The 25,222-nt window shown below is 62.2% G+C and carries 19 protein-coding genes; 7 read left to right on the top strand and 12 right to left on the bottom strand.

Annotated features, from left to right (window positions below; translation table 11 throughout):
* Positions 1-174: 174 nt before the first annotated feature.
* Together LPB072_RS22630 and LPB072_RS22625 are read right to left on the bottom strand one after the other, a co-directional pair.
* The gene (locus LPB072_RS22630) at positions 175-2,511 is read right to left on the bottom strand and encodes an NADP-dependent malic enzyme (RefSeq protein WP_066096522.1); all 2,337 of its coding nucleotides are present in this window, start codon (positions 2,509-2,511) and stop codon (positions 175-177) included.
* Between the two features lie 260 nt (positions 2,512-2,771).
* On the bottom strand, positions 2,772-3,764 hold the full coding sequence (locus tag LPB072_RS22625) for a 1-phosphofructokinase family hexose kinase (protein WP_066096519.1): 993 nt from the start codon (positions 3,762-3,764) through the stop codon (positions 2,772-2,774).
* A gap of 180 nt (positions 3,765-3,944) precedes the next feature.
* Here LPB072_RS22625 and LPB072_RS22620 point away from each other — a divergent pair, with 180 nt between their 5' ends.
* Entirely contained in the window at positions 3,945-4,883 is a 939-nt protein-coding gene (locus LPB072_RS22620) for a mechanosensitive ion channel family protein (RefSeq protein ID WP_066096516.1), read from the top strand.
* Positions 4,884-4,892: 9 nt separating this feature from the next.
* Here LPB072_RS22620 and LPB072_RS22615 read toward each other — a convergent pair whose 3' ends face one another.
* Together LPB072_RS22615 and LPB072_RS22610 are read right to left on the bottom strand one after the other, a co-directional pair.
* Complete coding sequence (locus tag LPB072_RS22615; protein WP_066096514.1) at positions 4,893-6,653, bottom strand: potassium channel family protein; 1,761 nt, start codon at positions 6,651-6,653, stop codon at positions 4,893-4,895.
* 10 nt (positions 6,654-6,663) lie between these two features.
* Complete coding sequence (locus LPB072_RS22610) at positions 6,664-7,044, bottom strand: DUF6394 family protein (protein ID WP_066096512.1); 381 nt, start codon at positions 7,042-7,044, stop codon at positions 6,664-6,666.
* A 336-nt stretch (positions 7,045-7,380) separates the two neighbouring features.
* Here LPB072_RS22610 and LPB072_RS22605 point away from each other — a divergent pair, with 336 nt between their 5' ends.
* Positions 7,381-8,607: a cytochrome-c peroxidase gene (locus LPB072_RS22605; RefSeq protein ID WP_066096509.1), complete on the top strand. Its 1,227-nt coding sequence runs from the start codon at positions 7,381-7,383 to the stop codon at positions 8,605-8,607.
* A 21-nt stretch (positions 8,608-8,628) separates the two neighbouring features.
* Here the strand turns inward: LPB072_RS22605 and LPB072_RS22600 are convergent, their stop codons facing one another.
* Positions 8,629-10,026 (bottom strand): aminopeptidase P N-terminal domain-containing protein, encoded by a 1,398-nt coding sequence (locus LPB072_RS22600; RefSeq protein ID WP_066096504.1) that lies wholly within the window; start codon positions 10,024-10,026, stop codon positions 8,629-8,631.
* A 43-nt stretch (positions 10,027-10,069) separates the two neighbouring features.
* A complete protein-coding gene (locus LPB072_RS22595; RefSeq protein WP_066096500.1) occupies positions 10,070-11,020 on the bottom strand; it encodes a hypothetical protein in 951 nt (316 codons plus the stop codon).
* A 753-nt stretch (positions 11,021-11,773) separates the two neighbouring features.
* Between LPB072_RS22595 and LPB072_RS22590 the strand changes: the two genes are divergently transcribed.
* Positions 11,774-12,019 (top strand): hypothetical protein, encoded by a 246-nt coding sequence (locus tag LPB072_RS22590; protein ID WP_066096497.1) that lies wholly within the window; start codon positions 11,774-11,776, stop codon positions 12,017-12,019.
* A gap of 75 nt (positions 12,020-12,094) precedes the next feature.
* On the opposite strand, the gene LPB072_RS22585 is transcribed toward LPB072_RS22590, so the two are convergent.
* The gene (locus LPB072_RS22585; RefSeq protein ID WP_066096494.1) at positions 12,095-12,799 is read right to left on the bottom strand and encodes a nucleotidyltransferase family protein; all 705 of its coding nucleotides are present in this window, start codon (positions 12,797-12,799) and stop codon (positions 12,095-12,097) included.
* A gap of 157 nt (positions 12,800-12,956) precedes the next feature.
* Here LPB072_RS22585 and tkt point away from each other — a divergent pair, with 157 nt between their 5' ends.
* Positions 12,957-15,023, top strand: a complete 2,067-nt coding sequence (gene tkt / locus LPB072_RS22580) for a transketolase (protein WP_066096979.1) — start codon at positions 12,957-12,959, stop codon at positions 15,021-15,023.
* A gap of 150 nt (positions 15,024-15,173) precedes the next feature.
* Positions 15,174-16,172, top strand: coding sequence for a type I glyceraldehyde-3-phosphate dehydrogenase (gene gap, locus LPB072_RS22575; protein WP_066096489.1), 999 nt, complete (start codon positions 15,174-15,176; stop codon positions 16,170-16,172).
* A 465-nt stretch (positions 16,173-16,637) separates the two neighbouring features.
* On the opposite strand, the gene LPB072_RS22570 is transcribed toward gap, so the two are convergent.
* The 5 genes from LPB072_RS22570 to LPB072_RS22550 form a co-directional block, all read right to left on the bottom strand.
* Positions 16,638-17,393 carry an SPOR domain-containing protein gene (locus tag LPB072_RS22570; protein WP_157559389.1) on the bottom strand — a complete coding sequence of 252 codons (756 nt, stop codon included), beginning with the start codon at positions 17,391-17,393 and terminating at the stop codon, positions 16,638-16,640.
* A gap of 5 nt (positions 17,394-17,398) precedes the next feature.
* A complete protein-coding gene (locus LPB072_RS22565) occupies positions 17,399-18,205 on the bottom strand; it encodes a biotin--[acetyl-CoA-carboxylase] ligase (protein WP_066096483.1) in 807 nt (268 codons plus the stop codon).
* Between the two features lie 40 nt (positions 18,206-18,245).
* Positions 18,246-19,859, bottom strand: coding sequence for an alpha/beta hydrolase family protein (locus LPB072_RS22560; protein WP_066096480.1), 1,614 nt, complete (start codon positions 19,857-19,859; stop codon positions 18,246-18,248).
* 9 nt (positions 19,860-19,868) lie between these two features.
* Entirely contained in the window at positions 19,869-20,450 is a 582-nt protein-coding gene (locus LPB072_RS22555) for a hypothetical protein (protein ID WP_157559388.1), read from the bottom strand.
* A 242-nt stretch (positions 20,451-20,692) separates the two neighbouring features.
* Positions 20,693-21,217 (bottom strand): SET domain-containing protein, encoded by a 525-nt coding sequence (locus tag LPB072_RS22550; protein WP_066096474.1) that lies wholly within the window; start codon positions 21,215-21,217, stop codon positions 20,693-20,695.
* A 104-nt stretch (positions 21,218-21,321) separates the two neighbouring features.
* Between LPB072_RS22550 and LPB072_RS22545 the strand changes: the two genes are divergently transcribed.
* Positions 21,322-24,297 carry a DNA topoisomerase III gene (locus tag LPB072_RS22545; RefSeq protein WP_066096470.1) on the top strand — a complete coding sequence of 992 codons (2,976 nt, stop codon included), beginning with the start codon at positions 21,322-21,324 and terminating at the stop codon, positions 24,295-24,297.
* Positions 24,298-24,467: 170 nt separating this feature from the next.
* Positions 24,468-25,118, top strand: coding sequence for a glutathione S-transferase family protein (locus LPB072_RS22540; RefSeq protein ID WP_066096467.1), 651 nt, complete (start codon positions 24,468-24,470; stop codon positions 25,116-25,118).
* Positions 25,119-25,222: the final 104 nt, after the last annotated feature.

Raw genomic sequence — 25,222 nt, 5'->3', positions numbered from 1 at the left:
CCCGCCTCAAGAGGTCATACAAAAGTAAACTTTGTTGAGCTCAATCGGGGCGGGTTAACCCTGTGAATCAAGGGCGCTAGTGTGCACCATGCGTTTAAAAAAAGCAAGCAGTTGCTGAATTAGTAGGCAATGCTGCACTGCGGAAAACGGAATAAAAGTTAGCGCTTGCTATTTCTATAGCTCTTCACTCTGCACGTTGGCCTCTGCAACCGTCAGGGCTGTCATGTTCACAATACGGCGCACTGTGGCGCTGGCCGTGAGAATGTGCACAGGTTTTGCGGCGCCGAGCAACACAGGCCCGATGGCAATGTTGCCACCGGCGGCGGTTTTGAGCAGGTTGTAGGCGATGTTTGCCGCGTCGATGTTGGGCAGCACCAGCAAATTGGCATCGCCCTTGAGTGGCGACCCGGGCAGCAAAGAACGGCGTGCATCGGCGTCGAGCGCCACGTCACCGTGCATTTCGCCGTCCACCTCGAGCCAGGGCGCCTGCACCCGCAGCAGCTCCAACGTGCGGCGCATTTTGATGGCGCTGGGTTGGTTGGAAGAGCCGAAGTTGGAATGTGACAGCAACGCCACTTTGGGCTGCAGTCCAAACCGCACCATCTCTTCTGCGGCCATGACCGTGATTTCGCTCAGTTCTTCTGCAGTGGGATCGTAATTGACATGGGTGTCCACGAGAAACACCTGGCGCCCGGGCAGCATCAGGCCGTTCATGCAGGCGTAAACGCGCACATCTTGCTCTGTGCGTGCGCAGCCACCAACCCGTTTGCCAATGACCTGGTCGATGTATTCGAGGTGGTTGTGGGTGCCGCCCCAGGTGCCGCAGATCATGCCGTCGACTTCGCCTTTGTGCACCAGCATGGCGCCGATCAAAGTCAGTCGGCGGCGCATTTCTATTTTGGCCAGTTGCACCGTGACGCCCTTGCGCTGGGTCATCTGGTGGTAGGTCTGCCAGAAGTCGCGGTAGCGGTGGTCTTGCTCGACATTGACCACGTCGTAGTCCAGCTCCTCCTTGAGGCGCAGGCCGAATTTCTCGATGCGTTGCGCGATGATGGCCGGGCGACCAATGAGAGTGGGGCGGGCGAGGCCTTCGTCGACCACGATCTGGCAGGCCCGCAGCACCCGTTCTTCTTCGCCCTCGGCGTAGACGACCCGTTTGCGACTGGCCATTTTGGCGGCAGCGTAGATGGGCTTCATGATGGTGCCCGAGGCCAGCACAAAGCTCTGCAACTTCTGTTTGTAGGCCTCCATGTCGGTGATGGGCCGCAAGGCGACGCCACTGTCTGCAGCGGCTTTCGCCACCGCTGGCGCGATCTTCATCATCAGTCGCGGATCGAACGGTTTGGGTATCAGATACTCCGGGCCGAACGCCAGTTTCTCGCCTGCGTAGGCAGCCGCAACGACTTCACTTTGTTCGGCCTGCGCCAGGTCAGCGATGGCGTGTACCGCTGCGATTTCCATCTCATCGGTGATGGTCGAGGCGCCCGCGTCGAGCGCGCCGCGGAAGATGTAGGGGAAGCAGAGAACGTTGTTGACCTGGTTCGGGTAGTCGCTGCGCCCGGTGGCCATGATGATGTCGTCGCGTACCGCATGGGCATCTTCGGGCGAGATCTCGGGGTTAGGGTTGGCCAGCGCAAAAATCACCGGGCGCGGAGCCATGCTGGCCACCATGTCGGGTTTGAGCACGCCCCCGGCGGACAGGCCCAGGAACACGTCGGCTCCGGCGATCACTTCTTTCAGCGTGCGGGCGTCGGTTTTCTGCGCGTAATAGATCTTGTCTTCGTCCATCAGCTCGGTGCGACCTTCATAGACCACACCAGCCAGATCGGTGACGAACACGTTTTCGCGTTTCAAACCCACCTTGAGCAACAGGTTCAGGCAGGCCAGCGCGGCCGCGCCTGCACCCGAGGTCACCAGCTTGACCTGCCCGATGTCCTTCCCCGCCACTTTCAGGCCGTTGACCATGGCCGCCGCAACCGTGATCGCGGTGCCGTGCTGGTCATCGTGGAAGACCGGGATCTTCATGCGGTTGCGCAGTTCGCGTTCAACGTAGAAGCAGTCGGGAGCCTTGATGTCTTCCAGGTTGATGGCGCCAAACGTGGGCTCGAGCGATGCGATGATTTCGACCAGCCTGGCCGGGTCTTTCTCGTTGATCTCGATGTCGAACACGTCGACACCGGCGAACTTTTTGAAGAGTACCGCCTTGCCTTCCATCACAGGCTTGGCCGCCAGCGGACCGATATCGCCCAAGCCGAGCACGGCGGTGCCGTTGGTGATGACCGCCACCAGGTTGCCGCGGCTGGTGTAGCGGAAAGCGTTGGCCGGATCGGCAACGATTTCTTCGCAGGGAGCGGCCACGCCGGGCGAGTAAGCCAGCCCCAGCTCATGCTGGTTGGTCAGTGTCTTGGTGGCCGCGATGGCCAGTTTGCCGGGCGTTGGGAACTCGTGGTAATCGAGGGCGGCTCGCTTGAGTTCGGCCCGTTTGTTTTCTTGGCTTTGTTCATTGCCCATGGTGATTGTCTCCAGTTGGCGTCGCTGTGACTTTTGTAATGTGAAAACCGATTGCGCATTCTAAATCTGAAGAGGTGTGTTCGAACACCTGCGACTGTCCACAGGGGGGGTGAGGCAGTTATGACATTTTTCGAAAGAAAGCGCCATTGCCGGGTTCCTGCGCAAAAGAATGATCGAGGCCCCGGTCCCGTCGTCGCAGGTACCCTGTTGCCCGATCCGGCGGGGTGGGGCTCAGGCACGGACTGGAGCACCGGTGGGCATTAACCGCCGAGGGCGTTGATGAGGGCTGACAATTGGACTTGGGGATGCAACACCTGAGCGTCTTCGAGCCGGGACAATCCGGTGGTGACCGACATCAGCGCAGCAGAGCCCGCCGCCACGCCCCAGGCGAAGGCCTCGGGCAAAGGCAAGCCGCGCTGCAGACCCCAGACCATGCCGCCGACAAAGCTGTCGCCGGCGCCGACCGCGCTGGCGACCTGGATCTTGAGCGGTGGTGCGCTCCAAAGGCCTTCCCGGGTCACCAGCAAAGCGCCCAGATGGCCCATGGTCAACGCGACGACCTCGGCCTTTCCTTCGTTCACACACCGAACGGCAGCGGCCTGCCATTCGCCGGGCGTCTGAACGCTGTGTCCTGACAGCTCCCCGAGCTCTTTCAAGTTGGGTTTCCAGAGGAAAACGCCTTCGGCCAGCGCTGCATGGAGCGCAGGGCCAGAGGTGTCGAGCACCAGCTTGGCGCCACGTTCACGGCACAAGCGGGCCAGCCGTGCATAAAAATCGGCGGGGACCCCGGGTGGCAAGCTGCCGCTGGCCACCAGATAGTCTGGAAACCTGGGCAACTGTGCGAGGTGGTCCAGGCAGGCCCGCCACTCGCTCTCCGAGAGCAAGGGGCCGGGCATCACAAACCGGAACTCTTCGCCGGTATCGGTCTCATGCACGCAGAAGCTCACCCGGGTTTCCTGGGCGATGGGGATGGTGGTGTTGCTCAGGCCGTCCTCTGCCATGCGCATCTCCAGCCAGTGACCTGCGGGACCACCTGCAGGGCACAGCGACTCACAGCTGCCGCCCAGGCGCTGCATCACCCGCGCCACGTTGATGCCGCCGCCTCCCGCGTCGTGCACCGCGTCGCCACACCGCAGCTTGTGGGTCGGCTGAACCCTTGGCGTGTCGGTGGCCAGGTCAACCGAAGGGTTCATGGTGAGGCAGAGCACGCTGGGGGTGGTGCTGGCGGCGGCTGAGGTGGGGATGTTGGGCATGTTGGCTAAGTTGAGCGCAGGCAGGTGGGTTGGGCCTGATGACGCAGGCCGCCTGTCGCTCCAATTCTGGTCCAGAATTGCGGTTGGGAGCCTGAATCGCATCGCTTTTCCATGCTGAGGTCCGTCGCCCGGGGTTGCAGCCAGCCGGCCCGCACCCGGGGCCACCCATGAGATCCGAACATGAATCCAGATACAGCACAGACCCTCGGTTCTTACCTGAATCGCAGCCTGTTCTCCATCGGCTCCAGCGCCGTGACCGCAGGCGGGTTGCTGACGGCAATTGTCTTCGTCGTGGCGCTGTGGTGGGGCGCGAGCCTGATGGAGCGCACGGTGCAGCGCGTGATTGCCAGGCGCTCGGCCGACGAGCCCTGGAAATATGCGAGCCTGCTGATGCTGAGCCGTCTTCTGCGCTACGTTGTCTGGGTGGTCGGTACCCTGATTGGGTTGAATTACCTGGGTATCGATCTCACCAGCATTGCCCTGCTGGGCAGTGCCTTGGCCGTTGGCCTGGGCTTTGGCTTGCAACACGTGGTGAGCAACTTCGTGTCCGGGGTGATTATTCTGATGGAGCGAAGCCTGAAGGTGGGTGACTTTGTGGAACTGGAATCGGGCGTGCGCGGACAGGTGAGCGAGATTGCATTGCGCTACACCCGCATCACCAGCAACGATGCGCTGGACGTGGTGGTGCCCAACTCGGAATTCATCAATGGTCGCGTGGTCAACTGGACCCTTGGCGACGCTTACCGGCGCATGCACATTCCTTTTGGCGTCGCCTATGGAACGCCCAAGGAGCTGGTGCGGGAGGCTGGCATCGCGGCGTCCAAGCGCATTCCGGGCGTCGTGGAAAACGACAAGAAAAAGAGCACCGTCTGGCTGGTGGCCTATGGCGACAACTCGGTGAATTACGAGTTGGTGATCTGGGCCGATCGGGTTTTGACCACGCGCCCGGGTTCTGCCCATGCCGACCTCATGTGGGCCCTTGACGACGAGCTGCACCAGCGCGGCATTGAAATCCCGTTTCCCCAGCGCGATTTGCATATCCGCTCGGGAACGCTTGACGTGCGAATGGCATCAGCGCAAGCCCCGACAGCTGCTGTCATCAACCCGCCGCAGGGCTGAGCAGACATTTCACATCTGGTCTGCCTGGGTCAGTGGACCCATTTCTGAGTCGTCGGTTTCGCGTTCAGACAGCGCTTTCTGGGGCAGCGCCGGCGCCATCCAGAGCGACTTGTTGGCCGGGCCCTTTGGCACGCCAACGCCCAGGACGTTGTGGCGCATGGTGGCGCGGGCTTTGTCCTGACCGCAACACAGGAGGTGGTCGCCTTCCTGCAAGGGGGTGTGCAGATCGGGCAGCAAGATGCGCTCCTTGCCGCGCTGCAGCAGCAGTGGAATCGCCCGAACCAGGTATTGGCTGCCATTGGGGCGAACCATCAGTTGCTGCAGCTCCACCGTCTCCCCTAGCGTCAAAGCAGCGCACACCGCCCGGGCTTGCGAGGGCGTGATGTCCAGCGACCAGGACTCCACAACGGAATCGCCAAAGATGGCGCGCATGCGCAGCAAAAGGGCTTCTGCCCAGGCCTCGTCTTCATCGCGCGCCTTGCGCAGGAAGGTGGCCAGTTGCGGTGCCCGGATCACCCGCAAGACCTCGGCCGCGACCACGTTGCCGTTGAGCATCACAAGCTGGGCCGGGCTGGCTTTGAAGACTTGTGTGTTGCGTTGCTGGCTTTGCCGCGCCACGATGAAAAGCGCCTTGTTGATCGGCCGTGCAGCCAGGGCGATGGCCAGGTTGTCCACGTCGACTTCCGTGCCGGCCACGATGGCGGTGGCGTCTTCCAGGCCTGCTTCGCGCAACACGGCAGGGTCGGTGGGGTCGCCACGGTGGTTGTGTTTGTCGATCTCTTCGTCGGTGAGTTGCGGGTCGATGATGACGGTTTCGATCTCCAGGCGTTCCAGTTGGCGCCGCAAGGTGCGGGTGAACAAACCGGAGCCGCAGAGCAGCCAGCGGCCTTTGGGCAGGTCGGGGCGGGCATGCATGGCAGTGCCATGCTGCAATGTGAGCGCGTTGTAGATGACCTGAAGGCTGGGTGCCCGGATCGAGGTGGCCACCCGCTCGGCAAACTGGTCGTAGGGGTTGATGATGTGATCGGCGCCCGCCGAGGCCATGCGGGCATGAAAAGCGTGATCGCGGGCAGCCGAGAGCACTTGTACGTCGGGGTTGAGCAAATGGGCCGTGAGGGCGATCTTGATGTTGATCTGGTCGCTGCCGGTGAGTGCGAGCACCCCGGCGCAATGCGGGTTTCTGAGGCCGGCGAGCACCAGCGACATCGGATCGCTGGCATCGCCCGTGAGTGCGGGCACGCTGAAAGTGAGGTCGTCGACTTCGACGGTATCGACCCGCTCCGGGATGATGTCGATCACCACCATGCGCGCGCCGTCTTCGGCGAGCTCGCGCGCCACGCGGCTGCCGGTGTCGTCGTAGCCGCAGATCAGGTAGAAGGGTTCGCGGATGCGGCGCACCGCCCGCTCGACGCCGTTTTCATGCAGGATGCGGCGAAACAGGGGGTCCTGAAGAATGCCGAACAGGGCGCCTATGCCATACAGCCACGCGACCACCGTGCCATAGATCGAAGCGGTTGCCCACAAGCGTTGCGGGTCGGTGAAGGGGTAAGGGATTTCGCCCAGGCCGATGGTGGTGCCGAGGAAACTGACGAAATAGAAGGCGTGCAGAAAACTCATGCGCCAGGGCTGGCCATCGGGGGCCACACCGGGGATCAGCGTGAAGCCTGCGACCGCCACCGCGTACACGCTGATGAGCACCACCAGCGGCTGCCGCAAGCGGCGCAGCAGAATGAAAATGCCGTGACGGGTGCGGTTGCCGGGGGTGATCATTGGCGCGGATTCATCGACGCAGGTTGGCCATCTCGATGATGAGCAACACCACCGAGACCACATTGGCCACAGCTGCGCCAATCGACAGCGACACCACGGTAGCGCCCTGGTGCATCGTCAGCGCGGCGCCGCCTGATGCATAAAACCCCCAGGCTGCGGCTGCTGCGATGAGCTGCAAATCGGCCACCAGGCTGGTGGCCAGCATGCTGGATCCCAACGGTGAACGGTCACCAAACTTCATCACGGTGGCGATCAGACTCACCACCAGAGCCGCAAAAAGCTCGTAGACGTTGTGGTGGTTGATGTCGTTGATGTCGCCCGCGATGAAGCCGACGTTGAGCGTCAACGCCAGCACGATGACAAAGGCAAACAGAACGCGTTCGGTGCTCATGGGCGGGTCTTTCTGTGGTGGTGGCCTGCGCCAGTATAGAAGCGAAGCGCAACACCGATGGGCAGGCGCGACGTCGGTGACGCCAGGCCTGGCTTCACGCCGCTGTGCGTCTTTGCACTGCCTGTTTGCCGGGACTCACACGGCGATGGACCATATGCCGGCCCGTTACCTGGTGTCACCGTTGAAAACAGGGCGTGACCTTCGAGATCGATTCCTCCACATTGTGCCCACACTTGGTGGCCACAGTGGGCGTTCCCCGAAACCAGAGGGACGCCGCGCCGCGAACTTGATAGCGCGCAGTCCCTGAGAAAGGATTCTTTGAAACAAGCGAATTTGATGAAAACAATGCCTGCCATCTGGTCTGGTGTGATGGCCACCGTGCTGACGGGTTTGACCGCCTGCGCCCTGGATTCCGGCATTTCCCCCGCGCTGCAGTCGGTCAAGGCATCTCAGGCGCCTGTTGAAGAGCCTCTGGATGAAGTGCTGGTGGGCGAATTCCTGTTCAAGGATCCCCGCCTGTCTGCCAGCGGTCAGATGGCGTGTGTGACTTGCCACGCGGAAGAGTTCGGTCATGCCGATATACCTGGCACTTTTTTGCCCGTCGGGGGGGCAGCCCTGAACCAGATGGGCAAACGCTCGAGCCCGACCGTGCGCTATCTCAACACCAATCCGCCGTTTCGTCTGGATACCCAGGGCAACGCCTGGGGCGGCTTCACCTGGGACGGTCGCGCGGACAGCCGTCATGATCAGGCCAAAGATCCGTTTTTCGAGCACGCCGAGATGGCGCTCGAAGGCTCGCCCGAAAAGCCGCAGGCGCTGCTGAAACTGGTGCGTTCTGCGGACTATTACCCCAAAATCAAGGCTTGGTATTCAGCCGATGACCTGAACAAGGACGGCGTCTTGTTTCAGCGGGTGCTTCAAGCGCTGGCGGTTTACCAGCGCGATGACGACGACTACAACCTGTTCGACAGCCGCTTCGACCAAGCCCTGACAGGCGTGGTCTCTTTGACGCCGCTGGAAAAGCGCGGTCTGGCCATCTTCAACAATCCCGACCAGGGCAATTGCATGGCCTGCCACACCAGCCAGTCTGCCGAGCACAAGCCGGCCTTCACCGACTTCGGATTCCGCGCCCTGGGCGTGCCCATGAATGCCATGGCCAGCAACGTCCTGAGCGATGTCACCGACCATGATCTGGGTTTGTGCCGCAGCGGGCGCAAGCTGCCGTCAGGGACCGCTGCGGACCGTTACTGTGGGCAGTTCAAGACGCCCACACTGCGCAACGTCGAACGCAGTGCCCCCTACTTTCACAACGGTGCTCTGGTTACGCTGGAAGAAGCGGTGTGGTTTCACTTCACCCGCGATACCGACCCGGCCCGCTGGTATGGAGCTGGCAGCCCGCGTTACAACGACCTGCCTGCGAAGTTCCATGCCAATGTGGTGCAGGGAAAACCGTTTGATGGCAGCTGGCAACCGACCGGGGAAGACATGGGCGCGATGCTGGCTTTTCTGAAAACGCTCAATGACGCGGATCAGAAACAGCCCCTGCACACCGCAGTGCGCTGACCCAGGGCTTCAACAAGCGCGTCAATCACGCATCAACGCTTCGATCTCATCGGCCGTCACCGGTACACCGCGGCTGATGAGTTCGCAGCCGGTCTCGGTCACGATGGCGTCGTCTTCAATGCGGATGCCGATGTTCCAGAATTGCTCTGGAACGCCATCGGTGGGACGCACATACAGACCGGGCTCAATGGTGAGCACCATCCCGGCTTTCAGAATGCGGCTCGGGCGGTCCTTGATGGTTTCGCCCGACAACGCATCTTTGCGCTCCTTCACCTGACCGAGTTCGCTGGGTTCGATGTAGCTGCCGCAGTCGTGCACGTCCATCCCCAGCCAGTGGCCGGTGCGGTGCATGTAGAAGGGGAAATAGCTGCGGTTGGCGATCACGTCCTGCGCGTTGCCGACCTTGTTTTTGTCGAGCAGGCCGATGTCGAGCATGCCTTGCGCGAGCACGGCGACGGTGGCGTCGTGCGGATCGTTGAATCGGGCGCCGGCCTTGGTCGCGGCCACCGCGGCCTCTTGCGAAGCGAGGACCAGGTCGTACAGCGTGCGCTGCGGGCCGCTGAACTTGCCGTTGGCGGGGAAGGTGCGGGTGATGTCGCTGGCGTAACCGTCGAGCTCGCAGCCGGCGTCGATCAACACCAGTTCGCCATCTCGGATCGGTGCGGCATCGGCGCGGTAATGCAGGATGCAGGCGTTGGCGCCGGCGGCGACGATGCTGCCGTAGGCGGGGTATTGCGAGCCTTGTTGGCGGAATTCGTGCAGCAGCTCTGCGTCGAGGTGGTACTCGCGCACATCCTGCCCGGCGCGCAGCATGCTGGCACTGCGCTGCATGGCCCGGATATGGGCCTTGGCACTGATCTGCGCGGCGCGGCGCATGATGTCTTGTTCGTGCTCGTCCTTGATCAGGCGCATCTCATCGAGTGGTCCGCAGAGGTCGCGCTGCTGCTCCGGGCACATGGCGCCGAAGCGCACCCGCGCGCGCACCGGTTGCAGCCATTCGTTGACCCGTCCGGCCAAGCCTTGGTGGGTCGCAAACGGGTACCAGACCGCGCTGCGGTTCTCCAGCAGTTTGGGCAGGCGGGTGTCGAGCTCGGTGCTGGAGAGTGCAGCGGTCACGCCCAGCGCGCCAGGCGCGGCTTCGGGGCCGAGGCGCAGCCCGTCCCAGACTTCGCGCTCGGCGTCTTTGGGGTTGCAAAACAGCGTGCTTTCGCCTTCGGCCGTGAGCACCAGCCAGGCGTTGGGCTCGGTGAAGCCGGTCAGGTAATAGAAGTAGCTGTCGTGGCGAAACAGGAAATCGCTGTCTCGGTTGCGCTGTTGTCCGGGCGCAGTGGGCACGATGGCGATGCCGCCGGCGCCGAGTTGGGCTGCGAGGCGCGCGCGGCGCTGGGCGTAGATGAAGTGGGGGTTCTTGTTGTCCATGTCTGGGATTGTGCGTTGACTGGCCGCAGTGGTGTCAAAAGGTCTACAAAGCCAGCAAGCGCCGTTGTACATCAAGCTTGATGGTCACGACGCGGCGCATGCGCGGCGCAGCAAAGCTGTGGGCCAGCAAGGGGTTGTCGAAGTCGCGCAGCAGCGGCGGGCGCGGCGTATCGAAATACAGATCGGCGTTGTTGAGAATTTCACTGGAGGCTGCTTGTTGCAGGTCTTCCATCGAAGCGCAGGGCTGGATCAAACAGGGTGCGTGGGTCATGCCCATGGCGCGCAGCGCCAGCGCCCGGTGGTGGCCGTTGTTGAGGGCAATGCGACCGTTGTAGCGCACCGTGTTGAGCAGGTTGGCACTGAACCCCACGCTGAGCGCAATCACCGCTTGAGGGTGGCCCATCACAGGCGCCTGCTGCACGTTGACAGGCTCGATCACCTGGGCGTCGAGAAATCGCATGTCGTGGGCGTCTGCGACGAAGGTGAATTCTTTTTCGCTGCGCCCGGCGAGCCGAAAACTGGCGGCCGGGGCTTTCAGTGGCAGACACAATTCGACCAGGCGTTTGGGGCTGATGGGCACCGGGTGGGCTTCAGCGATGCGGTCGACCACGGCTTGGGTCATGCTGTATTGGGAAATGATGAGCGCGTCGAGAGGCACCAGGCCAAACGCAACGGGCACGGTGTCAAAGGTGCGCCGAACGCCTTCCAGTTCGACCAGTTGAGCGATGTGTCTGGCCATGGATTTGGGCAGTGGGCGGATCGCCGCGTTGTCGGCCACGCCCGCTTCGCTCAGCGCCAGCCGTGCGTACTCTTTTTGGCCAACACGCCACAGGTCGGTCAAACCGCTTCGGTCGGGCAGGTGTCCGGACAGGCCGAGTGCGCCAACCTCGTCCAGCCATTCTTCCAGGTGCCTGGGCCCCAGCAAAAAACGCTCCGCAGTGGCGGCTTGGGGGCCGAATGCCGGAGCGACAGGTGGGGTATTTTTCTTGGGCATGGTGGTGTGTGTTGAGCAATGTGCGGGGGCTTGACGCTGTGCCTGCCCCCGATTGTGGCGGCATGGGGAGAACGAGGAACGCCCCCTGTTTTGTGAAAACGTGTAACCGACTTATAATGATTTCACCTTCATAAATACGAAGGCAATGATGAATTTGACACACAAATACATCGTTTGTTAAGTTTCATCGCACCCGTATGGGGTGCGAGCCTCACAGGAGATAGCCATGCGTGTATTGGAATTGAGCGAGTTGGAAGAAGTCAGTGGCGGTTGGGGCTGGTCGCGCCGGCGCTGCGGTAGCAAGAGCTGGGGTAAGGGCTCTGGCAAAAACTCCGGTAAGAATTCCGGTAAGGGCTCTGGCAAAAACTCTGGCAAGGGCTCCGGCAAGGGCTGCGCGCCAAAGCCACCAGTGTGCCCACCACCACCACCTGTTTGCCCACCAATCGATCTCCCGCAAGTACCGTGATTCTTGTGTGATCCATCCTAAAGGGCCCCTCGGGGCCCTTTTTCATGCGTGCGGCGAAGCGGGATGTTGTTCAACAGGCTGGCGCGGCTCTGCCAGGTGTTGTGCCGCACTTTTCCAGGCGTTTCTGTGAAATCCTGTGCATATTGCGCATTGGATGAGTGGCCGACGGGTATGCAACGTTATTAGACTTCAGGTCCCGGCGAACGCAACCATTTGTATTAGATGGACTTGGTGGGTTCGCTTCACCCGTGCCGGTTTGTTCCGGCGCACAGATTTTGGAGAAGTCCATGCGTGTATTGAACGTTGAAGAGATGCTGGAAGTCAGCGGTGGTTGCGGTCGCAAGCGCAGCCGTTGCGGCAGCAAGAGCTGGGGCAAGGGTTCTGGCAAAGGCTCTGGTAAAAATTCTGGCAAGTGCGGCAGCAAAGGCTCCGGCAAGCGATCCGGCAAAGGCTCTGGCAAGGGTTGCAGTCCAGTGCCGGTGTGCCCACCCGTCATCGTGATCGAGACGCCACCAATCGACAGCGTGCCTTGAACTTGCAGTCACAACGACTGTGATCGAAGCAAAAGGACCCTCGGGTCCTTTTTTTGTGTGCGGTTCGAAAAGGGATCAATCAGTTGCGTTCAGTTCTGCCAGGCGCGCTGGCGTCCCAACGTCTGTCCATGCGCCGCCATACAAACTGGCACTGACGCGTCTGCCTGCGATTGCTGAACGGAGCAGTGGTGCGAGTGGGGCTGCCATGCCGCCGGGATTGCCGACGGGGATCTCTGACCACGGCTGACGGAAGAGGGCGCGCCGGTACAAGCCGATGGTGCTGAATGTGAGCCGCGCAGCGGCGTCGTTGATGAGCAGACCGTCGGGGCCGAGTCCAAAATCACCGCCTGGGTTGTGCGCCGGATTGGGCACCAGCCAGAGATGGGCCAGGTGGTCGCTGGCGATGAAGCGGGCCACCTCGGCAGGGTCAAACGCAAATTCGGGCGCATACACATCGCCCGCCAGCACCCAGAACACGTCGCCAAGCAAAGGCAGTGCTCGGGAAATGCCACCCGCCGTTTCCAGCGCCGCACCAAAATCCAGGCCCTCGTGTGAAAAATTCAGCTGTGCGCCTGGGTGAGAGGCGGTCCAGCCGCTGAACCGTTCTTCGATCTGTTCGCCCAGCCAGGCGGTGTTGATCACCAGTTGTTTGAAGCCGCTGTCGTACAGCGACTGCATGGGCCATTGCATCAGCGGAAGTCCGTGTACGTCCAGCAGCGGTTTGGGGCAGGTGTCCGTCAGCGGGCGCATGCGCGAACCTCGCCCAGCGGCCAGAATCATGGCGGGAATGGCGGCTGAAGAGCGTGGTGGAGCGGTGTTCACGGATGCATTATTCCTGAGCGCGAAAGGTGTTTGCGGACCCTCCGCCAAGGCGCCCGATAAAATCGGAGGTTTGGCGCCTGCGCGCCGCTTTCCCACCCCTTCAAACGGCGAGCCCATGTCCGACGCAATCAGCACCCCCCAGACCCCTACCGTATCCGCCCAAACGCAGGCCAACGCCATCCGCGCGCTGGCCATGGACGCGGTCCAAGCCGCCAACTCGGGTCACCCTGGCGCGCCCATGGGCATGGCCGACATGGCCGTGGCCCTCTGGGGCCGCCATCTGCGCCACAACCCCACCAACCCCGCCTGGGCCAACCGCGACCGTTTTGTGCTGTCCAACGGCCACGGCTCGATGCTGATTTACGCGTTGCTGCACCTGACCGGCTACAAGCTGCCGATTCAGGAATTGAAGAATTTCCGCCAGCTCGGCAGCAAAACCGCCGGCCACCCTGAAGTGGGTCACACGCCCGGCGTGGAAACCACGACTGGCCCGTTGGGCCAGGGCCTCACCAATGCCGTGGGCATGGCATTGGCCGAAAAGCTGCTGGCTTCGGAATTCAACCGCGAAGGCCATGCCATCGTTGACCACCACACCTTCGTGTTCATGGGCGACGGTTGCCTGATGGAAGGCATCAGCCACGAGGCCGTCGCCCTGGCCGGCGCCTGGAAGCTCAACAAGCTGGTCGCCCTGTACGACGACAACGGCATCTCCATCGACGGCCAGGTCGCACCCTGGTTCATCGACGACACCCCCAGGCGCTTTGAAGCCTGCGGCTGGAACGTGATCCGTGCCGTGGACGGACACGACGCAGACGCCGTGGCCAAAGCCATCGCCGACGCGAAAAACAGCGCCGACAAGCCCACGCTGATCTGCTGCAAAACCGCCATTGGCAAAGGCAGCCCGAACCGCGCCAACACCGCCAAGGCCCACGGCGAGCCACTGGGTGCCGAAGAAATCAAGCTGACCCGCGAAGCGCTGGGCTGGAACCACGAGCCGTTCAAGATACCCAAAGACGTCTACGCCGCCTGGGACGCGAAAGCCGCCGGCAAGGCCATGGAAGCCGATTGGAACGCCCGGTTCGCCGCCTACAAGGCCGCCTTCCCTGCCGAAGCCAAAGAATTCGTGCGCCGCATGAAGGGCGACCTGCCCAAGGGTTTCAACCAGCTCGCCTTTGACACCGTGGTCGCGGCCCACACCAAGGCCGAGACCGTGGCAAGCCGCAAGGCCAGCCAGATCGCATTGGAAGCGTTCACCGCCGCCGTGCCCGAGCTGCTCGGTGGCTCGGCCGACCTGACCGGCTCCAACCTCACCAACACCAAGTCCACCCCCAACCTGCGTTTTGATCTGGCGGGCAACGTGGTGAAGAACGAGGCTGGTCAGGGTGGCCGCCACATCAACTACGGTGTGCGTGAATTTGGCATGGCCGCGATCATGAACGGCGTGGCCCTGCACGGTGGTTTCATCCCTTACGGCGGCACCTTCCTCACGTTCAGCGACTACAGCCGCAATGCCATCCGCATGGCCGCACTGATGAAGCAGCGCGTGATCCATGTGTTCACGCACGACTCCATCGGCCTGGGCGAAGACGGCCCCACCCACCAGTCGGTGGAACACGCCGCCAGCCTGCGCCTGATCCCCAACCTGGACGTCTGGCGTCCGGGCGACACGGCAGAAACCGCCGTGGCCTGGGCCGTGGCCCTGCAAAACGCCACGCGCCCCACCGCGCTGCTGCTGAGCCGCCAGGGCCTGCCTTACGCACCCAAGGACGAACTCGGCGACATCAGCCGCGGTGCCTATGTGTTGTCCGAGCCGGCCGATGTGGGCATGAAGAAAAAGGCGCAAGCCATCATCATCGCCACCGGTTCCGAAGTGCAGCTGGCCTTGAAGACGCAAGAGCTGCTGGCCAAGGAGCACAAGATCGCCGTGCGCGTGGTCTCCATGCCCAGCACCACGACCTTTGACCGCCAGGACGCCGAATACAAAGCCAGCGTCTTGCCCAAGGGCCTGCCCCGCGTGGCGGTGGAAATGGGTTCCACCGATGGCTGGTGGAAATACGGTGTGGCCGCTGTCGTCGGGCTCGACACCTACGGCGAGTCGGCACCTGCGCCAGTGCTGTTCGAGCACTTTGGGTTCACGCCTTCCAACGTGGCCGACACGGTGCGCACCGTGCTGGCGAAATGACCCACCCCTGCCGCGCTCCGCGCGACCCCCTCAAGGGGGCGGCACTGGCCATCCGGCAAAGCCGGCCTGGCGGTGCCCTCGGTGGGGCGAGCGCTTGCATCTATTTTTTTCCCCTGATTAGCAACTTTTCCAACTGAAGGAGTACTGGACATGACCATCAAGATCGGTATCAACGGCTTCGGCCGCATCGGGCGCAACGTGTTGCGCAGCGCGATTCAGAACTTCTCTGATATCGAAGTCGTCGCCATCAACGACCTGCTCGAGCCCGACTACCTGGCCTACATGCTCCAGTACGACTCGGTGCACGGGCGCTTCAAAGGCGATGTGAAGGTCGAAGGCGGCAACATCGTCGTCAACGGCAAGACCATCCGCCTGACGCAAGAGCGCGATCCGGCCAACCTGAAGTGGAACGAAGTCGGCGCCGACATCGTCATCGAATCGACCGGCTTGTTCCTCACCAAAGAAACCTGCCAGAAACACCTGGATGCCGGTGCCAAAAAGGTCATCCAGAGCGCGCCATCCAAAGACGACACCCCCATGTTCGTGTTTGGCGTGAACCACGCCACCTACGCAGGTCAGGCCATCATCTCCAACGCCAGCTGCACCACCAACTGCCTGGCCCCCGTGGCCAAGGTGCTCAACGACAAGTGGGGCATCAAGCGCGGTTTGATGACCACGGTGCACGCAGCCACCGCCACGCAAAAGACCGTGGATGGCCCGAGCAACAAAGACTGGCGCGGCGGCCGCGGCATCCTGGAAAACATCATCCCTTCCAGCACCGGCGCTGCCAAGGCCGTGGGCGTGGTGATTCCTGAGTTGAACAAGAAGCTCACCGGTATGTCTTTCCGCGTGCCAACGTCTGACGTCTCCGTGGTCGACCTCGTGGTCGAGCTGAACAAAGAAGCCAGCTACGCCGAGATTTGCGCTGAAATGAAGGCGCAGAGCGAAGGCGCGCTCAAGGGCGTGCTGGGTTACACCACAGACAAGGTTGTGGCCACCGACTTCCGCGGCGAGACCTGCACCAGCGTGTTCGACGCCGATGCCGGCATCGCACTGGACGGCACGTTTGTCAAAGTGATCGCCTGGTACGACAACGAGTGGGGCTACTCGAACAAGTGCCTGGAGATGGTTCGGGTCGTGGCCGGGTAATCGACTCACCCCCGCGCCGGGCATTCAGCCCGTCACCCCCTCAAGGGGGCATCACGTGTGGCCCGGCGAAGCCGGTTCCACCGTGATCGCTGGGTTGAGACATCTCACGCCGGGTCGCACTGTGAAGTGCGACCCGGCGTTTCTATTTGACCAGCTCTTTCCGGAGCGCGTGCCTTGACTCAGGATGCCGCGGAACTGGCTTTGCCAGGCCGCAGGCATCGCCCCTTGAGGGGCGGAGCCACCACACGCAGTGAGGTGGCGATGGGGGTGGTCATATTGCTTGGCTCTGCCGGGCCGCCAGCATCGCCCCCTGGGGGGTGACGCGCTGAAAGCGCGGCGCGGGGGGAGCAAATTCTTCCGGAGCACGTGCCCGAACCAAGGATGCCGTGGAACCGGCTTTGCCGGGCCGCCAGCATCGCCCCCTGGGGGGTGACGCGCTGAAAGCGCGGCGCGGGGGGAGCCCAATCAACCGCAGGGCTGCAGCGATTTGCCAGCCAGGAATTCGGGGCCCAGGCGCAAGACGGCTTCCCGCTCTTCGGCTGTGATCTCAGACAGGCGCAGGGTGTGGGTCACGGTTTCTTCCCGGTCTTTCGCGACCCGGGCCGAGCGAACGCCTTTGCGCGCCACATTGCTGAGCCCCTGTTCGGCTGCGGCTTCGGTCGAAAAAGTACCCAGTGCCAGACCGGGTCCCAGTGGGGGGTCGTTCAAGGTGCGAAATTCGACCTTCAGCTCCTTGAGCTCTTCCTTCTTCTTGTCCATCAGCTCGTCGTTGTATCGACCCATATAAACCACCCAGCGGCCACCCGATCGCACTTCCTGAATGCGCCAACTGCCCTTGGGCAGCGCCAGATCGAGCAGCCGCTTTTCGAGAGGCTCAATTTGGGCGGTGGTGAAGCCCTTTGCGTACCAGCATGAGGTAGGGGGCAACAGAGGTTCTGTCGGGACAGCAGGCGCCGGTGGGGTTGTGGGGGCTGTTGGGCCTGCTGGCGCAGCCCTGGCTGCCTCGGCAGGCGTCGTGGCTGGGGCGGGGGGCTCGGCTGCGGGTTCGGATGCTGGTTTTTGGGGCTCCGGTGCGTTGAGCAAATGCATGGTTTCGGGTTGAATCTGCGCTTGAAGGCGTTCAGGCTCCCGTTGCTCCGAGGGCGCAAAACCCAGCGCACTCAGGTGACCATGGGTCCAGGCGTAAAAACCCGCATTGGCGAGCACCAGTAACGTAATCACCCACCTCAGCATGGCCTCACACTCACTTCCGAACTGGTGATGGCCTGCAAATGGCCATCGATGTTGACTTTCAGGGCCCCACTGGCGTCCACGCCGGTGGCCTGGCCTTGGCGACCGTCTGAAAGCCGTACCGTTTGTTGAAACAGGGCGTCGCGTTGTGCGAAGCGCGAAGCGAAGGCTGTAAACCCTTCGGATTCAAAACGCAGGATGTCTCTCACCAATGCCGGGACCACGGCCTCCAGCGTCTCCCCTGCGGTTTGGCCCACGCACACCTCGGCCAGTCCGGCTGGAGGCATGGCCGCCATGCCTCCAGAGGCAGGGGCTGCCGCCAGTTGCCTGGCATCGGGGCGCGCGATGTTGATCCCGATCCCGATCACCACCAGGCGCCGCCCTTCGCCGCCCTGCCCCAGGCTGGCCGTCTCCACCAGGATTCCGCCCAGCTTGCGCTGATGCAGCCACAGGTCGTTGGGCCATTTCAGGCGAACATCGGTGTGCAGCTGCTCGGCCAGGCTCAGACCCACCACCAGCGACAAACCCGACCAATTGCCGGGTGCCAGCGGCAAGGCGAGGGAAAAAGTGAGTGACTGCCCAGCCTGGCTGCTGTGCCAATTCTTGCCCATGCGGCCCCGGCCGGCCGTCTGCTCTTCGGCCGCCAGCAACACGGGGTCCATTGAACCTTCGCGGGCTCTGCGCATCAGCTCGCTGTTGGTTGAGGCGATGCTGGGCACCACTTCAACGGTGAAGCCCGGCAACAGGTCGACGGTGGACAGCCAGATGTTTTCGGCGTGTGGGGTGAGATGGGAGGGTCGCATGTCGGTGTCGAAGTTCAGACCCCGATTGTGGCCTGAACTGTCAGCGCTGCATGGCGCCTGCGTGTTCGGTCGGGTTGGGCGTCCGGTGCATCTGAGGCTGCTGGTTCCTGTCTGTCGAGGGCGCCCCGGATTCGACCTGCGCGTGAACAGCTTCCTGCAGGTGCTCGCCAGTGCTCTTTTTCAGAGCCGTGGCCACATCGAGCTCGCTGAGCTGGTGGTGTTCGTGGCTGATGGCTATGCGTACGCCGTCATGGCTGACATGGATGCCCCGGGCATCGCCTTTGGCGGCGTGCCGACCGAGGTGCACGAGCGTGGCCGCGCCGACCTGATCAATTTGTTCGGGGTTGTAGCCCTGGGCTGTCAGGCGGGGTGCCAGCTGGGCGTGGATGTGCTTGAGCTGTGTTTGCTGGGTGGCACTCAGCGGCGCCGGAGTGCTTTCCGCTGGGGCCTTGGTGAGGTTCGGCGCATCGGTTTCCGTGACCCTCATGCGTTCGGGGTGTCGGGGGTCCAGCGCCACTTGGGTGCGCCGCCCGTCGGCGTGATGGTGATCGAGCGCCACCTCGCCCGAGGCCACATGGATGCTCAGGCGCTGGGTGGAACCGTCTGCCCGGCTGATCTCGAAACGGTTGTAGGCCGAGGTGGCGCCATCGTGCGTCGCGCCGCGCTCGGATTGGTAGACCTTGCTCACGGGCGAGGTGCTGAGTTCGGCAAACTGCTGGCGTACTTTGGCAGGGATCGCCGCAAAGTCCACATGGCCTTCGGGGATGCGAAAACGACCGCCTTCGGCATTGACTCCCAGCCCGTACTGCGCGTCAAACATCGCACCCATGCGGTGGTCGTTGGCCATGATGGCCAGCGCTGGCGCCGCGCCCACCTCACTGGTCATCAGAGCCGCCTTGAGCAGGTCAGGGATTGCAGCGCCGGGCAGTTGCTGGATGCCGGGTCGCACGGTATCGCTCAGGTACTGGTTGCGCGTGACGGTGTCGTAGGTGAAGGTGGCGATGTCGTTGGGCGTGCGGATGTCGTGCACCGTGCGGCCGCTGCTCTGGTAACGGGCCAGCGCAGCGTCAAAGCCACCCACTTCTTTGAAATAGTCGCCCTTGATGGTGTCGCGCGCAATCGGCAGGCTGTTGTAAACGTAGGCGTCGAGGTTGTTCCTGAGCGCAAAGCTCTGACCCATGCCGCCGCCCAGGCTGTGGCCGGTGGCGGCGAAGGTGAAACCTTTGTAGCGTTCATCCGCTTGCATTGCCTCCAGCGCTTTTTGAGCCTGGGCTTCGATGCGGGCAAATTCGCTGGCGCCTGCGTTGCCAAAGTCGGACTTGAAATTGCTGACGTTGTCCGAGCCTTTGAAGTCGAAGGTGATTTGTTTGGTGTCCTGATTGATGGACACCATGAACTGGTTGATCAGCTCACCTCTGGCGTTGTGCTGTGTGTTCCAGCCTTCTATTGCAGGCTGCCCGTTTTGTGCAGGGACATAGCTGTCAAAGCCCGGTGGAAGGTCATTTCCGGGCTCTGCATGACGCCAACGGGTGGGGTATTTGGCGACCTTTTCTGCTTCTTCGATGTTCTTGTGGGGGTAGGACCAGAACGCCAACTTCATGGCGATCGCGGCATCCAGGGGGTTCGGTGCTGGGTTTGCCAGTGCGCTTTCCATTGGTGGCCTCTATGGTTTGACCCACTCAAATTCAGGTATTGGACAAGAACGATCCAGCTTTTCCCAGATTTTTTGCCGCTCCGGGTCTTTCAACAAGGTGCGGGTGCCATCGGCGTTGTACTGGTAGTAGCCGTTTCTGAAGTGTGGCCAAATTTCGTAGGCGATAGGGTAATAGGCTGTTTTGGCTCGCCCTTCGTCCACGACCAGTCTGCGAACGCTGCATTGCTGCTGCAGCAAAGGGAGCAACTTGGCCAAGCCTTGCTCCCATTTATTCAGATCTTTGCCTGGACCGTGGCCGTAGTCCAAGCGCCCAGGCAAGGCATCGTCTGACACCAGCTGCAACGCCAACAAAATCTTCGCATCCATCGACCCCTTGGCCGCCGCCTTCTCAAACAGCGCCGTGATGGCCTTGGGATCGCTCACGTCCTTGATCCAGCCGTCGGAGTTGCCCAGCGCGTAGTAGTAATCGCCCAGCGGGTCGCCGGCGGCTTGCAGCTTGCTGATATGGGCGCGCAGCACGGTGATGCCCTGCTGGGTCTCGCTGACCCGCGCCTTGTTGTCGAGATTTTGCGCGATGTTCGCGGCGGTCATGCAGCCACTCAGGAGCAAGCTGGCGCATGAGGCCCAGGCCACAGCGATCAGTGCTTTACGCAGACCAGGGGCGGAATGAAGTTCAGAGGCGGGAGAGGTAAACATGGCGTCCCTGCAGAAGCGGTGGGGTCGGCGCCACCGCAGGGCAGGACCGGCTATCGATCCTGAAATGTACCTGAAGGTGCTACTTTCATCCGGCCGTCCGGTCCCCTGTTCGGGGGAAACACAGGGCGTCGCGTTGGTCAGCCCAGCTTGGACTTCTTGCCCTTTTTCTGCGGTGCCAACAGCGTGCCACGGCACTTCTTCGCGCCGCACCAGCAAGGGTATTGCTTGAGCAGCTCGGGCGTGTGGGGCTCGTCGATGACGAGGCCGTAGTCGTAAAACAGCTCTTTGCCGGCTTTGATGTTTTTCCTGGCCCGGATGAACACGCGGCCGTCGTCGACTTCGGCTTCGCAATTGGGCTTGCAGCTGTGGTTGATCCAGCGCGAAGAGTTGCCGCCGTGTTTGGCGTCGATCACATGCTCTTCGTCGATGTGGAAGTAGAACGTGTGGTTCGGATCTGTAGGGTCGTGGGGATGGCGGTCCAGGGCTTCTTCCCAGGTGATGACTTCGCCCACGTACTCGATCAGCGTTTCGCCTTCGGCCAGGTCGACCACGGCATACACGCCCTTGCCATGCACGCCCGAGCGGCGGGTCTGAATGCGCCTGCCGGCCGCTGCTGGTGCGGCGTCGGCGGACTTGGGCGTCTTGCGAGGGGTTTTCGTCACGGCCAAAATATTTGGTAAGGTTGATTCATGCAGGTGCGCGCGTGTGTGTGCGCACCCTTGCGTGTGCGCGCACGAACGTGCGCGCGAGAAAACCGATTGTAGAGATGAAAAACGAAGTTTTCGCCAAAACCCTGGTCATTGCCGAGAAGCCCTCCGTGGCCCAAGACATCGTGCGAGCGCTCACCCCTGTGGCGGGCAAGTTCGAAAAACACGATGACCACTTTGAGAGTGACACCTATGTGGTCACCTCCGCGGTGGGCCACTTGGTGGAAATCGCTGCGCCCGAGCAGTTCGACGTCAAGCGCGGCAAGTGGAGCTTTGCCAACTTGCCGGTGTTGCCGCCCTACTTTGAATTGAAGCCCATCGACAAGACCAAGTCGCGCTTGTCGGCGGTGGTCAAGCAGGCCAAGCGGAAAGACGTGGGCCGTTTGATCAACGCCTGTGACGCGGGCCGCGAAGGTGAACTGATCTTCCGATTGATCGAGCAGTACGCGGGAGGCTTCAAAGGCGGCGCCTACCAGGGGCTGGGCAAGCCGGTGCAGCGCCTGTGGCTGCAGTCGATGACGCCGGCGGCCATTCGCGACGGGTTTGAACACCTGAAAACCGATGAGCAGATGCAGGGCCTGGCCGATGCCGCGCGCAGCCGCTCCGAAGCGGACTGGATGGTGGGTATCAACGGCACCCGTGCCATGACCGCGTTCAACTCGCGCGACGGCGGTTTTTTCCTGACCACGGTCGGCCGGGTGCAAACGCCCACGCTCTCCCTGGTGGTGGAGCGCGAAGAGAAGATCCGCGCGCACAAGAGCCGCGACTACTGGGAAATCCACGGTGGCTTTCTGGCCGAAGCCGGTGAATACCCGGGCAAATGGTTTGACCCGGAATTCAAGAAACCAACAGCCCAACAAATTGAAGAGGGTGCCGATGCGGAATTGCGCGCCGATCGCATCTGGAGCCAGCGCGAAGCTGTCGAGATCGCTGACGCTGTGCGCGGCAAGGCCGCCACGGTCAAAGAAGAAAGCAAGCCCACGACCCAGGCCAGCGGTTTGCTCTACGACCTGACCAGCCTGCAACGCGAAGCCAACGGCCGGTTTGGCTTCTCCGCCAAGACCACACTGCAGCTCGCTCAAAGCCTGTACGAGCGCCACAAGGCCCTGACCTACCCGCGTACCGATTCGCGCGCGCTGCCCGAAGACTATTTGCCGACGGTCAAAGAGACCTTTGCCATGCTGGCCGACAGCGGCATGAAGCACCTGGCACCCCATGCCAAGACCGCGATCGACGGCGGCTACATCCGCCCAAGCAAACGCATCTTCGACAACAGCAAGGTCAGTGATCACTTCGCCATCATCCCGACGCTGCAAGCCCCGAGTGGATTGTCTGAGGCCGAGCAAAAGCTGTACGACTTGGTCGTGCGCCGTTTCTTGGCGGTGTTCTTCCCGTCGGCGGAATTCACCGTCACAACCCGCATCACAAGTGCAGTCGGTCACCACTTCAAGACCGAAGGCAAGGTGCTGGTCAAGCCGGGCTGGATGGCGGTGTATGGCAAAGAGGCTGCAGAAGATGTGACCGATGCCAAAGAAGGTGACAAGGGCCAAAACCTGGTTCCCGTGCGAGAAGGTGAAACCGTGCGCACCGAGAGCGCTGATCCCAAAGCCCTGAAAACCAAACCCCCCGCTCGCTACTCGGAAGCCACGCTGCTGGGCGCCATGGAAGGTGCAGGCAAGCTGGTGGACGATGACGAGTTGCGTTTGGCCATGCAGGAAAAAGGCCTGGGCACGCCCGCCACGCGCGCGGCCACGATCGAAGGTTTGCTGACCGAAAAATACATGCTGCGCGAAGGCCGGGAGATGATTCCCACGGCCAAGGCTTTTCAGCTCATGACGCTGTTGCGCGGCCTGGGCGTGGAAGAGTTGTCCAAAGCCGAACTCACTGGCGAATGGGAGTACAAACTCTCGCAGATGGAGCAGGGCCAACTCAGCCGCGCGGCCTTCATGGGCGACATCGCCGCCATGACCGAGCGCATGGTTCGAAAAGCCAAGGAATACGACCGCGACACCATTCCTGGCAACTACGCCACGCTGGAAACACCCTGCCCCAATTGCGGCGGCGTGGTGAAAGAGAACTACCGCCGCTACACCTGCGTGGGCAAAGACGGTGCGAGCGAAGGCTGTGGCTTCTCGTTCGGCAAGTCGCCAGCCGGGCGTACCTTTGAGCCCGAAGAAGCGGAAACCTTGCTGGCCACCAAACACATCGGCCCGCTTCAGGGGTTCCGCTCCAAGGCGGGCTGGCCCTTCGTGGCCGAGATCGTCATCAAGTTCAACGAAGAAGACAAGAACTGGAAGCTGGAATTCGACTTCGGCGATGACAAGAAGAACGAAGAAAGCGGCGAGATCGTCGACTTCAGTGGTGCCGAGTCGCTGGGCGCCTGCCCGATCTGTGGCAGCCCGGTGTACGAGCATGGCAGCAACTATGTCTGCTCCAAGACCGTGCCCACCGAGGCCCAGCCCACGCCCAGTTGCAAGTTCAAGAGCGGCAAGATCATCTTGCAGCAACCGATTGAACGCGAGCAGATGCAAAAGCTGCTGGCCGAAGGCAAGACCGATTTGCTCGACAAGTTCGTCTCCATGCGCACGCGCCGCTCGTTCAAGGCCTTCCTGGCATGGGATGCCGAGGCTGGCAAGGTGAATTTCGCCTTTGAACCCCGCACCTCCAAGTACCCACCGCGCAAGACCGCGGCTGGTGCCGCCGCAAAGACAGTGGCAGCCAAGAAGGCCGCCCCGGCCAAAAAAGCGGCTGCGGCGAAAAAGACGGCGGCTGTGAAAAAACCCAAGGCACCGCGCAAAACAACCGCAGCCACGGGAAAGCAGCCCAGCGCAGCGTTGATTGCGGTGATTGGCGACGGATTGGTGTCGCGGCCTGAGGTGACGAAAAAACTCTGGGACTACATCAAGGCCAATAGCCTGCAAGACGCAACCGACAAACGCAAGATCAACGCCGACGCCAAGCTCGAGGCTGTGTTTGGCAAACCGCAGGTCACGATGTTTGAGATTGCCAAGCTGATCGGCCCTCACCTCGGCTAGGGTAGTGATGCCCCCACGCTCCGCCGCTGCGCGGGTCGCTGCCCCCCGAGGAGGCTGATTTTCCTTGGGGCGGCCCGGCGGGAAATCGTTGTGCAACCACACTGCCATGCCGCGCCGGTCGCCCCCACACTGGCCCGTTATTTACCCAACTTTCTTACGGAGACACCACCATGAGCCTGAAACTCTTTTTCGCCCCCGGCGCCTGTTCGTTCGTGCCCCACGCCATGCTGGAAATCGCTGGTGTGAATTTTGAACCCTCGATGGTCAAGCTGCACAAGGGTGAGCAGCGCACGGCCGATTACCTGGCCTTGAACCCGCGCGGGCAGGTGCCTGTTCTGGTGGATGAGGGTGTGGTGATCACGCAGATCGTCGCCATCTTGCTGCACCTCGACGCCAAGCTGCCTCAGGCCCACATCCTGCCCGCGTCGGGCATGGAGCGAACCCACGCGCTTTCACTCCTGGCCTGGATGAACAACACGGTGCACCCCACCTTCACCCATTTCTTCATGCCGCAGAAATTCAGCGACGACCAAGCGGCTCAAAAGGCCATGCAACGTTTTGCTGTGGACCGCTACCGCGAGTGTTTGCAGGAAATCGATGCACTGGCCGCCAAAGGCTCACCGTGGCTCTTTGGTGAGTACCCTGGAGCGGTGGACGCCTACACGTTGACGTTGCTGCGCTGGGGTGGCTACGCGGGCATCGACCCCACCACGTTCCCCGCCGCCTGGGCGCTGGCGCAGCGCTTCGCCGCACTGCCTGCCGTGGCCGTTGCGGTCGAGCGGGAGCGGCTGGAGTTGAACGTCTACAAACCAGCAGCCTGAGCATGGACCAGCGCGGTGTTGGACCGCGGATTTCACCACTTGGCCGCTGGTGGCCGATTTGCCATCGGAGGCGCCATTGTGAGGAGCCGATTTGTGGCCTCCGT

This window comes from Hydrogenophaga crassostreae (assembly GCF_001761385.1).
Lineage (GTDB): Bacteria > Pseudomonadota > Gammaproteobacteria > Burkholderiales > Burkholderiaceae_C > Hydrogenophaga > Hydrogenophaga crassostreae.
This window is presented reverse-complemented; position numbering and strand designations above follow the sequence as displayed.

Coding starts and splice junctions, on each gene's coding strand:
- LPB072_RS22620 (WP_066096516.1), top strand. CDS start 3,945: ATGAATCCAGATACAGCACAGACCCTCGGTTCTTACCTGAATCGCAGC.
- tkt (WP_066096979.1), top strand. CDS start 12,957: ATGTCCGACGCAATCAGCACCCCCCAGACCCCTACCGTATCCGCCCAA.
- LPB072_RS22565 (WP_066096483.1), bottom strand. CDS start 18,205: ATGCGACCCTCCCATCTCACCCCACACGCCGAAAACATCTGGCTGTCC.
- LPB072_RS22555 (WP_157559388.1), bottom strand. CDS start 20,450: ATGACCGCCGCGAACATCGCGCAAAATCTCGACAACAAGGCGCGGGTC.
- LPB072_RS22585 (WP_066096494.1), bottom strand. CDS start 12,799: ATGATTCTGGCCGCTGGGCGAGGTTCGCGCATGCGCCCGCTGACGGAC.
- LPB072_RS22615 (WP_066096514.1), bottom strand. CDS start 6,653: ATGATCACCCCCGGCAACCGCACCCGTCACGGCATTTTCATTCTGCTG.
- LPB072_RS22630 (WP_066096522.1), bottom strand. CDS start 2,511: ATGGGCAATGAACAAAGCCAAGAAAACAAACGGGCCGAACTCAAGCGA.
- gap (WP_066096489.1), top strand. CDS start 15,174: ATGACCATCAAGATCGGTATCAACGGCTTCGGCCGCATCGGGCGCAAC.
- LPB072_RS22605 (WP_066096509.1), top strand. CDS start 7,381: ATGAAAACAATGCCTGCCATCTGGTCTGGTGTGATGGCCACCGTGCTG.
- LPB072_RS22540 (WP_066096467.1), top strand. CDS start 24,468: ATGAGCCTGAAACTCTTTTTCGCCCCCGGCGCCTGTTCGTTCGTGCCC.
- LPB072_RS22560 (WP_066096480.1), bottom strand. CDS start 19,859: ATGGAAAGCGCACTGGCAAACCCAGCACCGAACCCCCTGGATGCCGCG.
- LPB072_RS22595 (WP_066096500.1), bottom strand. CDS start 11,020: ATGCCCAAGAAAAATACCCCACCTGTCGCTCCGGCATTCGGCCCCCAA.
- LPB072_RS22610 (WP_066096512.1), bottom strand. CDS start 7,044: ATGAGCACCGAACGCGTTCTGTTTGCCTTTGTCATCGTGCTGGCGTTG.
- LPB072_RS22590 (WP_066096497.1), top strand. CDS start 11,774: ATGCGTGTATTGAACGTTGAAGAGATGCTGGAAGTCAGCGGTGGTTGC.
- LPB072_RS22545 (WP_066096470.1), top strand. CDS start 21,322: ATGAAAAACGAAGTTTTCGCCAAAACCCTGGTCATTGCCGAGAAGCCC.
- LPB072_RS22600 (WP_066096504.1), bottom strand. CDS start 10,026: ATGGACAACAAGAACCCCCACTTCATCTACGCCCAGCGCCGCGCGCGC.
- LPB072_RS22625 (WP_066096519.1), bottom strand. CDS start 3,764: ATGCCCAACATCCCCACCTCAGCCGCCGCCAGCACCACCCCCAGCGTG.